Here is a 13,828-nt window from a genome sequence, read left to right as displayed (position 1 = left end):
GTGGGCAACCACGCGCGCAGCGCTCTGCTGATCTGCCTCCAATGTTTGATGCATGGAATGCTTCAGAATGTTGCATAAGGGTATGTCTGCAAGGTCATAAGGGCGTGCATTGCAACAGCAACATACGCAGAAATCGCAAAATTGCGTGATTGCGGATTTTGAAATGGCTTGTAGAATGCGGCCCAACGAGAGGTATTCATGCGTCTGCACAGCGTTCGGGATTGGCTTTCGGGCCAGACGAGTTGGGGGGTCAGTGATGGAAGTTCGGACGTGCGCACATTGCGCCGTCTGAATCGCTTTTACGACCGCGCTGCCGTCTATGGGGAGGTGGCTGTAGTGGTGCTGGTCTTGGGCCTCATGGGCTCGTGTGCTTGGCTCCTTACGGAAACCAGTTATGAGGACGTGATCTTTTGGGACGCGACCGATCACATTTGCGTGCTTGACAGCCGCACCGGAGAGATTCGCTATGGCAAAAACTGAGAACAAACAACCGGAAAGCGGCAAGGATCAGCTTGAGGGGCGCCAGCTTGACGACGCGATCCTGACTCAGATTGCCAACGATCAGACCCCTGGTGAAGCTGCTGCAGTGCTGCGCGAAGTCGCACGCCTGCACCAAGAAAACATCACGCTCAAGAAGCGCAATGTGAGGGTCTGGGGATTGGCGCTCACACTGGGTGCCACCTTTGCGGTGTCAGTGAGTTCGGCACTCTTTCTGTTTCCTAAGTACCGCTACATCCCAACGACTGACAACAGAGCGCTGTGTGCAGTCAGCAGCGACGCGCAAGTGCGCGTCACTCCCGCTGCTCTGACTGAGTACGCCAAAGACACAGTGGTTGAGGCCTACACCTACGACTACGTGAATTACCGGCCCGCGATCAACGATGTGGCCACGAAGCGTTTCACGGATGCTGGACGCAAGCAGTACCTCGCCTCGCTCCAAGAAAGCGGCAATCTGGAGCGTGTCATCAAGGGGCGTCTGGTCCTTCGCACGATGGCTACGCGCACGCCGCAGATCGAGGAAGAGGGCCGTCGCGGCACCAAGCGCTACTGGGTGGCAATCGTGCCTGTAGCTATCGAGTTCTATTCGGGCGGCGAGAGCCAGCCACGGTCGCGCCAGGACTTCCTGGCCCATGTGACGATTCTTGAGCAAGAAGCCAGTGCAGTGAACTTGAAGGGTATCGCTGTCGATTCCCTGGTGCTGTCCCCAATCGCAAGTCAACGTTGAAGGCATGTAGGGAATGATGATGAAAGCAGCTTTTTCTTCTGTCGCAACGGCTGTTGCGGCGCTCCTGTTGCACGGCGCAGCCGCTGCGCAACAGAGTCCAGTCGCGCCTGCACCCCAGCAGGCGCCCCAGGTGTTGGCGCCAGCCTCATCTGCAGAGTCGGCGCCGGTTGCACCCGCACCCGCACCCGCACCTGCAGCCTCGCCTCGCGAAGCTGCTCCACCGAACAGGCTGGGGCAGCAGGTGAATGCTCCGGTCCCTATCGTGATGCCAGCGGCAACCGTCAATTCAACTGCTGATGGTCCCAGTGTGGTGTATCCACCTGCTGAGGCCATTGTGGAGCGGGCCGTTCGCCAGATCGAAAACATGCAGCTCACGCCCGAGCAGGTTGAGCGTTTGAAATCCATTTACATCGAACGCCAGCAGCAGCGTTCGATGCCCTATTTGAACCCCGCGAAGCCGGTCACGCGCACTCTGCTCGTGAATCTCGATCCAGGCGTCGCGCCTCCCACGTTGCGCTTGTCTCGCGGGCAGCAGACGAGCCTTGTTTTTTCGGATGTAAGCGGCCAGCCATGGATGATCGAAAAGGTCAGCATGAACCGCCAACTTTTCAGTGATGGTCGTGTCATTGGGGCAGGGCAGGGCGGGCAGGGCGGGCAGGCCGAGGCGCCTACGAACGTGCTGAGCATCGAAGCGCTCACCCCCGCAGCCTATGGCAACGTGACGGTTACGCTGCGCGGCCAATCGACGCCCGTGATTTTTGTTCTGACGACTGGTCAGGCAGAGGTCGATATGCGCGTCGATGCCAAGGTGCCGGGGCGCAATCCTGATGCCGAGGCTGAGGTGTCTATGCAAGCAGCACCAGGGCTGGACAACGCTATGCCGTACTTCCTTGATGGCGTGCCTCCTGCAAGCGCGAAGCGGTTGCGGGTGACGGGTTTGGATGGCGCCGAGGCCTGGGTCTATGACCGCAACCTGTATGTCAAAGCTCGCGCAAACGCCCAGTATCCAGCGTACTTCGCTGCTGCCCGCAGCACCAGCGGAGTGTCCGTGTACCGCTATGTCGGTGTGCCCAAAGCTGCGACGTTCACCATCGGTGGACGTGCACAGACGGCTTTCTTTGAGTGAGGTAGCAGCAGATGAGCGACACAAACAACAACGGTACGGGCACTAACCCCGACGCAGTAGCAGAAGACCTGGGATTCAGTCCAGAGCCTTCTGTGAATCCTCAAGCAACTGGCGCTGCGCGCAAGGCTGATGCCGATGTGCGGCGGCGCAACCTACGCGCGACTTTTGGCTCTGGCCCTGGCAAACTTGCGCTGATCGCTACAGCGGTTGTCGTAGTGGTTTTTGGTGTGCTTGCAGCAACGAATATGCGCAATGCGCCAGTGGTCACCAGCAAGGCTCAAGTGGATGCGCCCACTTCGCCACAAAATCGCGTATCGACCAATGCTGTGACGCCCGAAGAGGCTGCTCGCAGAGCCGAACAGTCACGGCGCGAAGCGGAGGAAGCGCAAAACAAGGGGGGGAGCTACCAGCCCGGTTTTGATTACAACATCGGTGCCAGCTCCAAGCAGGATTCCCCTGGTGCGCAGGCCAAGTTCGCTGGGTTTGCCACCCCCGAAGAAGAGGCGGCTCGTGCCCAGGCCAACGGTAGCGCGCGGAGCATGCAGGCGCAGCCCATGGCTTCGGGCACAGCGCCACAGCAGCAGACGCCGCAACAGCAAGCGGAGCAGCAACGCCGTGACCAAGAGCTGCAACGTGCTGCAGCGAAGCTGGAAACGGACCAGAAGCAGGCGGAAGGTGATCGCGATAAATATGTCGAATCTGTCTCGCAAGAAATCGTGAAGCAGATCGGCGGCATGTTTGCCTCACAGGGCAGTGAAAGCCTGAATAACCTGGGGGCCTACACCCAGTCCACCTACTATGTGGCCCCCGCTCGTGGTGCAAGCAGCGGAGCCGCTGCCAGCTCACTGCGTGCGGCGAATCGCAAGCCAACGATCAAGGCTGGGAACACCATGTTCGCTACCCTCGATTCGGAAGCCAACACTGACGATGGGCGCACTGTCCTGGCTACGGTCCGCAGTGGTCCATGGAAGGGTGCCAAGCTAATCGGCATGATCGAGCAGAGCTACAACAACATCTCGCTCACCTTCACTACTTTGGCTCCCCAGGACGAGCGCAGCACTATGCGCATTCGCGCTGTGGCGTTGCGCGAGCAGGATGCCAAGCTGGGCATGGCTGAGAAGATTGACCACCACACGCTCAGCCGCTATTCGGCACTTGCAGCGGCAGCACTGCTGCAAGGCGCAGGCCGTGTGTATCAGCAGCCCGTGGGGACTACGGTATCGACCCCTGGCGGCATCGTCACGACGAACGAAATGCCGCGTGACAGACAAGTGATTGGCTCTGCGGTCGGGGAAATGGGTTCAGCGATTGGAGCCGAAATTCGTCGTCGTGGCTTCAATCAACCGAGCACCTATTCCACGCCTGCAGAGACTGGTTTCATGCTCTATTTTCTCGAAGACGTGATGCCAACAAACGGCGATGAGCAGCATCAGCAGCAGCAACCTCAGCAGCAACCTCAGCAGCTCACGGCGCAGCAGTTGGCCCAACAGTTGGCCCAGCAACAGGCGCTCCAGCAATCCGGTGGTCTGGGCAACGCAGTCAATGCCCCAACGCCCGTGGGGTTCCCGCAGGCAGGGCAGGGCACCTTCAATCCTGGTTACGGAACGACCCCATACGGCTACGCCCCAGGCGGGACTGGTGCTGTACCGAGCCAGTACCAGGGCACTGGCTATGACAACAGGTATCGCGGTCCTTTGAACAGCAACTATTGAACGCAAAGCGAGAAATCATGGCAATCAATCTCAAAAAAATGTCGTTCGGCCAACTGGTCGGGATCGCAGCCGCCGTGTTTGTCGTCGTGATGGTGATCGCAGGCGCGCTCATCTCAGCGTCGGGCAAGCCTGAGAAGACGGTCAGAAGCAGGCCAGCTCAGTTTGATGCACCAGTCAACGGCGCATCAGTCGAGTTGGAGCAGCTTCGCCTTGAGGTCAAGGCGCTGCGCGAGAAGGTCGATGCCAATGCTCAAAGCGCACAAGCCGCTTTCTCGCAGACGGCCTCGGCGGTTGACCAGCAGAACAAGAATCTCGCAACGCTGGACAACAACATTCAAGTGACTGCCAGCCGCGTTGGCAATCTGGAGAAGGCCCGTATTGGCACGCGGATCAACGTGGTGAAGCCCGAAGAGCAGGACGCTCGGCCAACTCGCAGTGAGCGCCTTGCGGCTGCTGAGCGTCGTGCATCCAGGGACAAGTCGATGCAACTCACTGGCGGCGAGTCGAAGGTTCTGGCATCGGTCGGGAATCGTGCTTGGATTCGCAATGGCAATGACGAGTGGAGCGTGAGCGAGGGCGAGACGATCCCTCTGGATGGCGCTCTTGTCGTCAAGCGTGTATCGCCCAATGGGCAGGTGCTTGTCGATGTTCAGGCCAAACGCTGAGAGCCGTTTTGCGCACGTCATTTCTGGAGCACTGAACCATGGGCACCGGCTTCCCCGATCTACTCGATTTGCTCGTCAATGCAGGCAAAGTCGCTCCTGCATTGCTGATGATGATCCAAGGCATCGCAGCCTTGGTTGGTCTGTATCTCGTCGGCTCTGCCTTGGTCGAGCTGTGGGGGGTGTCTCATGACAACGCGCTGAAGTACGTTGCTGGCCGTCAGCGCTTTTCGACCGGATCGGCGCTGATCTCTCTGCTGGTTGGTGCGCTCTTGAGCGCGCTGTCCACCCTCAACCTGATGGGCATCATGTCCCGCACTGTGTCGGATGACTATGTGGCGTCGCGGATCATGCCAACGGACATGGCCTACACCGCTGGTGGGTCGCTGGCGGACAAGGGGGCCGTCGCCACCATCGCTCTGCTGTCGATCATGCAAGTCGTGGGCTTCATCGCGATGTTCAAGGCCCTGATGACCGTCAATCGCTACTACAACAATGAGCAGGCTCACCTGGGCTCAGCCGCTGGCTGGGCGCTTGGAGGCGTGCTCTGCTGGAACTTCAAATGGTTCGCTGATGTAGTCAACAACACACTGGGTTTCAACATCATCTCGATGTTCACCCCGTTCTGATCTCGTTCTCTAATTTTTACTTTTTTACAACCGGAGTTCACTCATGAAAGCAGCTTTCCTCAATCTCGCAGCTACCGCTCGCTACAAGGCATATCTCGCCTGCTCGTTGGTCATCGCATTTTTCAGCGGCACGCTGGCCCTGCCAGCACACGCGATCAGCAAGACTGACCTGACGCAGGACATTTCTGGTGGCAAGAAGTTTGACGACATTGCGGGCAACATCGACGGCGCCGCTCAGACTGGCGCATCGCTGCTGATCCAGCTCGTGGCCATCGGTGGTTTCGTGGTCGTGGCCATCTCGCTGTACACCCTCTGGAAAGCGTCCAAGGATGAGCGCGAAAAGCCACTCTCGGCTGTCGTGGGCCTGTTCATCGGTGGCGCGATGGCGGGTGTTGGCACCATCATGTGGATGATGCGTAACACCGTCACGGGCTAATCCGATCCAGCGGCCCAGGTGCTATCACTGGGCCGCACCCACAGCTCAATCACCGCATCACGGACGAATATGGGAAGCATGGAACTGATACCGCCTACGAGGCCCGAGGCCTTCCTGACGCGGTTCGCGAATTTGCCGGTGTTGAGCGTCAAGCGCAAGCAGTGGCGCATGGAGCAGTCGGAGCATGACCGCAATGAAGCGGATGCCGTGTTTCTGGAAGTGCGCAAAAAAGTGCTCGACCGCGATGGTCGGCGCTGCTGGTTCTGCGGGTTTGCCAGCACAGCAAACCAAGAGGTTCATCACCTTGATGATGACCACACGAACAACCGCGAATCGAACCTCGTGACGATTTGCAATATCGACCATCTCTGCTTTCACCTGGGCTTGGCCGCGATGCGCGGTGCGATGTTTCTGGCAGTGGTGCCTGAATTGACCCAAGCTGAGATCACGAACCTGATGCGCATCTACCACTGCGCAATGGCAGTGGGTAACGAGGATGTGCAGTCGCGTCTCAAGGGTCTGTATGCGATCTTCGAGAGCCGTTCTGTAGACATTTTCAAGCGCGTTTTTGAAGCTGACTTCTCCAACGGCCATGAGATTGCTGTGGGCCTGTCCAAGCTCGACGATGCAGCATTTGCGCTGCGCAACAAAACGCTCGATGGGCTTCGCGTGATTCCAACGGAAGCCGCGTTTCGTGACGGCCAAATTGCCGGTTACCTCACGCGAACGCACAGCCAGTATCTGGACATGAATCACTGGCCTGCGTTGCTCGATACGCTGCGCCCGCAGCACGTCTGAGCCAGTCGTATGCGCATTGGAGCCATAGTATTTGACCCCAGTTCGGTGATGGGGTCGGGGGATCGCTCAGTCGTCTCCCTGACAGCCGGGTGGGCCTCCATAGGTGGCACACCCGCGCGCCGCATTCAAGGTATCTCGGAGCTGCCCAACGATGTGATCTGGCTGACGAACCTCGGCTACTCGGCATTCCTTGCTGCCAAGTTGAATATGCATGCCAATTTCCGCAATGACAGTTGGCTGCGAACTTCCTTTGAGCAGATAGCCACGGAGTTCGGCCTGGGCCGCAATACCGGCAAGGCCAAGGACACAGCGGAGGCGTTGTCGCTGATTGCGCATCGCGTGGTGGCTTACTCCTGTCGGGAGTTGAATGTGAAGATCCAGAGCCATGGCCGTCTCAATGACGACTATGCGACCACCATGGGGTTAGACCGTTGCCGCATCCCCGAGGTGCACTACTCCACTTTCGAGACGATTGCGGGGCATCCAAGCGTCTCCGTGATCCAGCCCGTGAGCTTTGGCCGAGGCACCACCAGCAGCACCACGCTTCGCTGCAATCGCCTGGGCTATGCGCGACGCATGCTCGCCCATAAGGTGCCACCCGATACAGGCTGGGTGTTGGCAAAGCAAAAGCTGTCAGAAGCCGAGCTGGAGAACATGGAGCAGCCATTCATGGTGCGCTGCCGTATTACCAACGTGAAGCCGATCATGGCCGAGGCCCTGTCCTGGGGCAGCGGTTCCAAGTCCATTCGCGAGTGGTTGACTGATGTTGAGTGGCGCGTTGTGCGCCAGTACGCGGATGTGGAGCTGCGTGCCGCAATGATTTGCGAGCAGGGCTATGAGAGCCTTGCTGGCTATGCGGAGAAGCTGCCACAAGGGGCAATGGACGAGCTGTCCTACAGCCTCGGTCTTGTGGCCGAGCAGGTTTGGACAGCACTGATGAACAAGCAGCCGCGAGTGGGACGGATCACGGGCTTCACCGCGCGTGCGGCCTGGATGCGTGCCATCGACCGCATGCAAATGTTCGACTATGCCCAGCGCATGCAGTCACGCCGGGGCGTGAACCTGATTGCCTACGGCATGGGCAATGTCGTTGTGCGGGTGCCCGAGGGTGGCATCAAGCACATCCTCGACGTTGCGATGGATGTGGGCTTGATGCCACCCATGGCTAGTTTCATTGAAGCCAGGGAGTCGGCATGAGCCAGGGCGAGCAGGGAAAGAGTGGGCTGTACCAGATCGAAGCGGTGTTGCGCTCGCATGCAAGCGTGGTGCAAATGCTGGAGCTGGACGGGATTTTGGTGGACAGGGAGTCGGATGAGGCTGTGCGCACCGCGCAGGCTCATGGCTTTATCGAGCAGTTTGTCGAAAGGGTGAGTCATGCTGGAAAAATTTGAGTCGGTGATTGTCTCCATCTTGGAGTCGGTGAAGATGAGCGTGCAGGACTATTGCGACATTGAGACGGTGGACGAGGGCCGTAGCCTCGTCACCTCCGATGGCAGCTTTGCGACCATCGTGCGCTTTCATGGCAGCAAGGGCATCCTTGGCGAGGAACAGTTTCGGCAGTTGCTTTCGCTTGTGACGGGCTCTCTGGGCATCTTCTTGGACCACCGTGGGCACCAGTTGCAGGCGATCTTTCGCCGTGACTTGGATGGGCGCGAGGCCCTGGTGAGCAATGCCGAGCAGCAGCACGCAACAGCCAAGCGCTTGTCCCTGGCGGTCCACGATTTGATTGATGAGACGGTGGACCGCTACGGCGACTATGTGTACGACGAGGAGTGCTATCTGGTGTTCTGGTCCCGTCCATCGCTGCTGGACCCCATCGAAGGCAAGATTTTTCAGGAACAGGTCAACACGTTCCGCAAAGAAAGTGGTTGGCCTGCTACCCGCGATGCGCAGAACCTGTTGCGGCCGATTTCATTCTTGCGAGATCGCCACAACGCCTACGTGACCAAGGTGGTCACGGACCTGTGCTCGCCGGAGTTCAATTGCTTCGCGGAAATTCTCAACGCTGCCGACGCGCTGCGTGCAGTGCGTTCCAGCGTGTACCCAGACATAAGCGGCCCAGGCTGGGAGCCTGCGCTGCCTGGGAAGAAGATTCCTTTCCGCTGGAAGGACAACGCGAGGCACGAGGACTACAGCGAGTTCTTGTATCCGCGCATCGCTGAGCAGGTGATGACAGCCTCTGCGGACATTGGGTCGATCTCGAATCCACAGATCCCCGATCCGACCACCATTCGTGTTGGAACGCGCATCTATGCGCCGCTGTTCGTTAGCGCTCCACCCCGCGAACCCAAGTTCTTCAATCACCTGTTTTCTGCTCTCAATCGCTCCGATACTCAGGAAAATGGGCGTTCGCGGTCCATGCCCTACACCCTGTCGGTGATGATCGAAGGCGACGGCCTTCAAGGCACGGGATTCAAGCAGCTTTTCGCAAACCTGCTGGGCTTCACCTCTGAGATCAATCGCAATATCAACCTTGCGCTTCGCGATCTGCAGGAGCGCAAGCGCGATGGCGAGACGATTGTGAAGTTGCGGATTGCGGCCATGACCTGGGCCGACTACACACCAGAGGGTGTGCGCGAGCTGCGGTTGCGCAAGTCCAAGGTGCTCCGCGCGCTCGAAGGGTGGGGTAAGTCATCGGTCACGGAGCGCACAGGCTACGTCATGGATGCCTTTCAGACGTGCTGTGTGGGTCTGACCCCTAAGCACTACGCTCCAGCGTGCCCTGCGCCCCTGTATGAGGCGCTGGGACTCTTGCCGCTGACACGGCCCGCATCGCCGTTTGCGCGTGGTTCCATCATTTTCCGCAGCCGCGATGGCAAGGTGCTCAACTACCAGCGCTTTGCATCGGAACAAACCACATGGATCACGCTGATCGCTGGGCGCCCTGGCTATGGCAAGTCGGTGCTGATGAACTCCAACAACTTCGAGTCCTGCCTGTTGCCGGGTATCCAGCGTCTTCCGTTTGTGGGCATCATCGACATTGGTATCTCGTCGGCTGGATTCATTGATCTGGTGCAGGACGCTCTGCCTGAGAACATGCGGCACCTTGCGGTGTACAAGCGCCTGCAGAACAACGAGCGTGATTGCATCAACACGATGGACACGCCGCTGACGAAGCGTGAGCCATTGCCTCGTGGCCGTGAGTTCCTCAAGAACTTCATGACGGCCCTGGTCACCCCTCCTGAGCGGGATGGCAAGGCCTTCGAGGGCATGTCCACGTTTGTCGGTCGAATCATCGACCTTGCGTACATGCGCAAGTCGGATCGACTGGAGAAGGCCCAGCCGAATCGCTATCGACCTGGGCATCATCGGTTGCTCGATGAGGCCGTTCAAAAGCTGGGTATTCAGATCATGCCTGCCACCAGCTACTGGGAGCTGGTGGATGCCTTTTTCAAGGCTGAGCAGTATTACGAGGCGGAAATCGCACAGCGATACGCTGTTCCCACGCTGTCCGATCTCGCCGCCGTTGCCAGCTCCGAAGAGGTCAAGTCGGAGTACGGCAACACCAAGACGGAAGGCGGGCGCGAGCTGATCCCGACATTTGTCACGGGCGTGCGCGAAGCGGTTGGCGACTTCCCGGTGTTTGCCAGCTACACAAAGTTCGACCTGGGCGCGGCGCGCGTTGTGTCGCTGGACTTGCAAGACGTGGCGATGCTGGGCTCTGCCGCTGCCCAAAAGCAGACCTCGCTCATGTTCATGATCGCCCGCGAGTCGTTCATGAAAAAGGTGGCGTATTCGCGTGAAGACTTGCCATTCTTCGAGAACTACGCCCGTCCGTACTTCACCAAGATGGTCAACGAGATCGTTGACGAGAACAAGGTGCTGTGCATGGACGAATTCCACAAGACAGGCGGGCACCCAATCCTGCGGCAGCAGGTTCTCACCGATGGGCGCGAGGCGCGCAAGTGGAACATGGAAATCGTGCTGGCAAGCCAGCTCATGGAGGACTTTGGCGACCTCTGCAAGATCGCGACCACGCAGTTCATCATGGACTCAGGGACCGAGCAGACGCGCCGTTGGATGCGCGAGAACATCGGACTGACCCCCGTCGAAGAGCAGGGCTTGGTCAACTTTGTGCACGGCCCCAATGCCGATGGCGGCACCTTCCTGGCGAAGTTCGAGACGAAGAGTTCGCCCTTCTCGCAGTTGTTCACGCTGACGCCAGGGCCGATGCGGCTGTGGGCGCTCTCTACGACCGCCGAGGATCGCAAGCTGCGGATGATGCTCTATGAGGCAATGCCTCGTGATGCGGCTCGCAAGCTGCTCGCAAAGCGCTTTCCGTCTGGCTCGTGCAAGAAGCTCGTGGAGCGTCGCAAGCAGGAGCAGTTCGCGGATGCCGACTTTGTGGACGAAGCGATGGAAAGCTCTGTTATCGAGAAGATCGCCAAGGAGTTGTTGGCGGAATGGTTCGAGTCACCTCAGCACGCGCTGGGTTGAATGCTGCTGTAGGCGAAGGGGTTACGAATGGTTCAGTACAGGGGTTCTTCGCGTAAGCACGAGGTCAAGGCGACAAGGCGCCGCAAAGACACACGGCTCGCGGGACAGAAAATCTCGGAGTTCTTTTCGTCACCCGATGGCGGCGCGATCTTCCTGTTGATTGTGGTGGGCCTGTCTGTGGCATTCGCCATCGTCAAGCCTCTTCCCTTCGCAGGGGAGTTTGCGCTGCTCATCCTCTGGTTGTTCTGGCGGATGTACGGCAACGTGGACGGGCGGGCATTCGATTTCCCCTATCGCATGCCCATTGAGTCGAAGCTGCGCGATGGCTCCACGCTCAAGGGCAAGGGCCTTGGCTCTGGCATCACGATGCTGGGAAACGACCTGGAGACACGCGAGCAAATCTACGCTGGCGACAGTGACTTGCGGACTCACCAGCTTGTGCTGGGCACCACGGGCTCCGGCAAGACCGAATACCTGTTGGGCCTCGTCTTCAACGCCCTGGTACAGAACACTGGGTTCATCTACACGGACGGCAAGGGCGACCCCGCCCTGCAGAAGAACATCTTCAAGCTGGCCCGCCGTGTTGGCCGTGAGGATGACCTGCTCATCATCAACTTCATCACCTCTGGCCGCGACTTCGTTGAAAAGCAGTACGACAAGGTGACGAACAACATGAACATGATGGGGAATACCTCATCGGGCATGTTGATTGAGTTGATCGTGGCCTTGATGGACGATTCCGGTGGCGGCGGTGATATGTGGAAGGGCCGAGCAATCAGCTTTGTGGCCGCGCTAACTCGCCCCCTCGTTTTCTTGCGCGACAAGGGGTACATCAATCTGGCGCCGGAAAGCTACCTCGAATACTTCGAGCTGAACGCTATCGAGGAACTGGTGTGGGAGCACAAGGGCAAGTACGGTGAGACGTTCGATGTGGTGTGTGCACCGTTGCGCTCGTATCTGCTGACGCTGCCTGGATACCAGAAAAACAAGATCAAGAAGCAGGAGACGAAAACGCTGGAGCAGCACGGCTTTATCGTCATGCAGCTCACCCGGATTTTCAATGACCTGACTTTCAACTACGGCCACATTTTCAAGACGAAGGTGGGCGATGTTGATTTCTATGACGTGGTGATTAACCGGCGCCTGCTGGTGGTGCTGCTGCCCGCGCTGGAGCGGGCGCCAGACTCCATGCGCATGCTCGGCAAGATGATCGTGGGCTCCATCAAGCAGATGATGGCCGGGTGCCTGGGCAATCGCGTGGAGGGCCTGGTCCGAGAGATCATTGATTCCCGGCCCACCAACGCCGCTGTGCCGTTCTACACGATCCTTGACGAGTACGGCTACTACGCAGTGATCGGCTTCGCTGTGGCGCCTGCTCAGGCCCGTTCGCTTGGCTTCTCAGTGATCTTCGCGGCACAGGACTTTTCCTCGCTCAAGAAATCCTCCGCAGAAGAGGCCGACGCCACATGGGAAAACACCAACATTCGTGCGATTGGCCGTATCACCTCTGGGCAGGAGAGTGAGACGTGGAAGCGGGTGCAAGGCGCAGCGGGCGAGGCCGAGGAGGCGCGCATGGCGGGCTTCGAGCGCAAGTCGGGTGCGGTGAATGAGGTGTTTCGCCAGCAGGACAACATCACCATCGAGCGTCGCAATCGACTCGACTACGACGATCTTGCAATGCAGGAAAACGGTGAGTTCACATTCCTCATCGGCAAGAAGGAGCGGGGAGGGCAGAGCGGTGGTGTGCGTGTTATCCGTGGGATGGGCTTCTACACGGGTGGTGGCAAGACGCCGAAGGAAATGCGCATCAATGACTTCCTGCCCATCCAGGCGCCGGAGCCAGCCGATCTGCCGCAGAACCGCAAGGCTGTGAAGCTGCTGCAAGGTGCCTTGAGCGACGGATCGCTGGGTGTCATGTTGGTCCAGGCCGTGGAGGCTGACCCCATCTTGACCTCCATGAAGAACCTGTTTGCGCACAACTACGCGACGCCGGATTCCACGCGGCTGAGCCGTCCCGACGCGGCTGCTGCGGTGATGCACTGGTTCTTGTCCCGCAAGGGTAACGAGCTGGTCGGCGCAGTCGGCAGCAAGGCGCCCGCCGTGGCTGTGGTGCCGGTGTCAGCTCCTGCATCGGCGCCTGCTGATATGCCCGAGGTGCCGGAGACTCCCGACACGCCGGAATTCCCGCACGAGGCACCTGAGTTCCCATCGGATGCCGAGGACGCACAGGCGGCTGCTGGAGCCTCTGGGGCGGCGCAGGGTGGGTCCAGCCTGCGAAGCCGCCTTCTGGAGGTCTGTGAGGCTCTGAACGCCGATCCTGCGGCATTCCCCACCGCTACTGGATCTGCATCTGCAGCCGATGATGACGAGATCAGTCTCAGTGACGACTATGTGTCCACGAGCATTGTTCTCACACAGAGCGAAGCGAACGCCTTCAAGGAGAGGGCGCTGCCGCTGCTGCGTCAACACCTGATGCTGGCCGGGGCCGTGGATGCACCCCAGACAGAGGACGACTTCGATGCCGAGCTTTCTGTGGGCGATGAGGCGTTGCTCAAGGACATTGAGATGCTGGGCCGGGGCCAGCCCTACGAGAGCCTGGATGCGAAGTGGCAAGCCGAGCAAGAGGTGTTGGCCACGCGCAAGGCAATCATCAAGCAGACCTCATACATCGACCCTCCCATGCCCGCCAAGATGGACGTGCACGAGGCCCAGGAGCGCCTGTCGAAGCTGGATGCCTTCTGCGGGGCGCTCATGAAAAAGACCTTGAAAGAGGATTGATGCCTTCCCGGTCTTCTGTTCAAAT

General features: G+C 59.1%; 12 protein-coding genes. All 12 read left to right on the top strand.

Going from position 1 to position 13,828, the window contains the following annotated elements; genetic code table 11:
- The first annotated feature begins 198 nt into the window (after nucleotides 1-198).
- The 12 genes from ACOQFS_RS23155 to ACOQFS_RS23100 all read left to right on the top strand — a co-directional run bounded on the left by ACOQFS_RS23155 (nucleotide 199) and on the right by ACOQFS_RS23100 (nucleotide 13,803).
- Nucleotides 199-480, top strand: coding sequence for a hypothetical protein (locus tag ACOQFS_RS23155; protein WP_421565131.1), 282 nt, complete (start codon nucleotides 199-201; stop codon nucleotides 478-480).
- On the top strand, nucleotides 467-1,225 hold the full coding sequence (locus ACOQFS_RS23150; protein WP_421565130.1) for a DotI/IcmL family type IV secretion protein: 759 nt from the start codon (nucleotides 467-469) through the stop codon (nucleotides 1,223-1,225). The genes ACOQFS_RS23155 and ACOQFS_RS23150 overlap by 14 nt, the downstream gene beginning before the upstream one ends.
- A gap of 265 nt (nucleotides 1,226-1,490) precedes the next feature.
- The gene (locus ACOQFS_RS23145; RefSeq protein ID WP_421565129.1) at nucleotides 1,491-2,351 is read left to right on the top strand and encodes a DotH/IcmK family type IV secretion protein; all 861 of its coding nucleotides are present in this window, start codon (nucleotides 1,491-1,493) and stop codon (nucleotides 2,349-2,351) included.
- A gap of 11 nt (nucleotides 2,352-2,362) precedes the next feature.
- Nucleotides 2,363-4,063 carry a DotG/IcmE/VirB10 family protein gene (locus ACOQFS_RS23140; protein ID WP_421565128.1) on the top strand — a complete coding sequence of 567 codons (1,701 nt, stop codon included), beginning with the start codon at nucleotides 2,363-2,365 and terminating at the stop codon, nucleotides 4,061-4,063.
- A 17-nt stretch (nucleotides 4,064-4,080) separates the two neighbouring features.
- Entirely contained in the window at nucleotides 4,081-4,728 is a 648-nt protein-coding gene (locus ACOQFS_RS23135; protein WP_421565127.1) for a hypothetical protein, read from the top strand.
- 38 nt (nucleotides 4,729-4,766) lie between these two features.
- Nucleotides 4,767-5,354: a hypothetical protein gene (locus ACOQFS_RS23130; RefSeq protein WP_056639281.1), complete on the top strand. Its 588-nt coding sequence runs from the start codon at nucleotides 4,767-4,769 to the stop codon at nucleotides 5,352-5,354.
- Nucleotides 5,355-5,397: 43 nt separating this feature from the next.
- Nucleotides 5,398-5,790 (top strand): hypothetical protein, encoded by a 393-nt coding sequence (locus ACOQFS_RS23125; RefSeq protein WP_156391344.1) that lies wholly within the window; start codon nucleotides 5,398-5,400, stop codon nucleotides 5,788-5,790.
- Nucleotides 5,791-5,868: 78 nt separating this feature from the next.
- Nucleotides 5,869-6,588 carry an HNH endonuclease gene (locus ACOQFS_RS23120; RefSeq protein ID WP_087864737.1) on the top strand — a complete coding sequence of 240 codons (720 nt, stop codon included), beginning with the start codon at nucleotides 5,869-5,871 and terminating at the stop codon, nucleotides 6,586-6,588.
- A gap of 9 nt (nucleotides 6,589-6,597) precedes the next feature.
- Nucleotides 6,598-7,785 carry a hypothetical protein gene (locus ACOQFS_RS23115; RefSeq protein ID WP_421565126.1) on the top strand — a complete coding sequence of 396 codons (1,188 nt, stop codon included), beginning with the start codon at nucleotides 6,598-6,600 and terminating at the stop codon, nucleotides 7,783-7,785.
- The gene (locus ACOQFS_RS23110; protein WP_087864736.1) at nucleotides 7,782-7,979 is read left to right on the top strand and encodes a hypothetical protein; all 198 of its coding nucleotides are present in this window, start codon (nucleotides 7,782-7,784) and stop codon (nucleotides 7,977-7,979) included. The genes ACOQFS_RS23115 and ACOQFS_RS23110 overlap by 4 nt, the downstream gene beginning before the upstream one ends.
- Entirely contained in the window at nucleotides 7,963-11,025 is a 3,063-nt protein-coding gene (locus tag ACOQFS_RS23105; protein WP_421565125.1) for an IcmB protein, read from the top strand. Before ACOQFS_RS23110 ends, ACOQFS_RS23105 begins: the two co-directional genes overlap by 17 nt.
- Nucleotides 11,026-11,052: 27 nt before the next feature.
- Entirely contained in the window at nucleotides 11,053-13,803 is a 2,751-nt protein-coding gene (locus tag ACOQFS_RS23100) for a TraM recognition domain-containing protein (protein WP_056639291.1), read from the top strand.
- Nucleotides 13,804-13,828: the final 25 nt, after the last annotated feature.

This window comes from Paracidovorax sp. MALMAid1276 (assembly GCF_049198005.1).
In the GTDB taxonomy this organism is placed as follows: domain Bacteria; phylum Pseudomonadota; class Gammaproteobacteria; order Burkholderiales; family Burkholderiaceae_C; genus Acidovorax.
Note: the sequence above shows the minus strand (reverse complement) of the source record. Positions and strands in the feature narration are given on the sequence as shown.

What these genes read in the sequence shown, in the direction of transcription:
- ACOQFS_RS23100 (WP_056639291.1), top strand. Translation starts at nt 11,053, where the DNA reads ATGGTTCAGTACAGGGGTTCTTCGCGTAAGCACGAGGTCAAGGCGACA.
- ACOQFS_RS23145 (WP_421565129.1), top strand. Translation starts at nt 1,491, where the DNA reads ATGCCAGCGGCAACCGTCAATTCAACTGCTGATGGTCCCAGTGTGGTG.
- ACOQFS_RS23115 (WP_421565126.1), top strand. Translation starts at nt 6,598, where the DNA reads ATGCGCATTGGAGCCATAGTATTTGACCCCAGTTCGGTGATGGGGTCG.
- ACOQFS_RS23150 (WP_421565130.1), top strand. Translation starts at nt 467, where the DNA reads ATGGCAAAAACTGAGAACAAACAACCGGAAAGCGGCAAGGATCAGCTT.
- ACOQFS_RS23155 (WP_421565131.1), top strand. Translation starts at nt 199, where the DNA reads ATGCGTCTGCACAGCGTTCGGGATTGGCTTTCGGGCCAGACGAGTTGG.
- ACOQFS_RS23125 (WP_156391344.1), top strand. Translation starts at nt 5,398, where the DNA reads ATGAAAGCAGCTTTCCTCAATCTCGCAGCTACCGCTCGCTACAAGGCA.
- ACOQFS_RS23140 (WP_421565128.1), top strand. Translation starts at nt 2,363, where the DNA reads ATGAGCGACACAAACAACAACGGTACGGGCACTAACCCCGACGCAGTA.
- ACOQFS_RS23110 (WP_087864736.1), top strand. Translation starts at nt 7,782, where the DNA reads ATGAGCCAGGGCGAGCAGGGAAAGAGTGGGCTGTACCAGATCGAAGCG.
- ACOQFS_RS23120 (WP_087864737.1), top strand. Translation starts at nt 5,869, where the DNA reads ATGGAACTGATACCGCCTACGAGGCCCGAGGCCTTCCTGACGCGGTTC.
- ACOQFS_RS23105 (WP_421565125.1), top strand. Translation starts at nt 7,963, where the DNA reads ATGCTGGAAAAATTTGAGTCGGTGATTGTCTCCATCTTGGAGTCGGTG.
- ACOQFS_RS23135 (WP_421565127.1), top strand. Translation starts at nt 4,081, where the DNA reads ATGGCAATCAATCTCAAAAAAATGTCGTTCGGCCAACTGGTCGGGATC.
- ACOQFS_RS23130 (WP_056639281.1), top strand. Translation starts at nt 4,767, where the DNA reads ATGGGCACCGGCTTCCCCGATCTACTCGATTTGCTCGTCAATGCAGGC.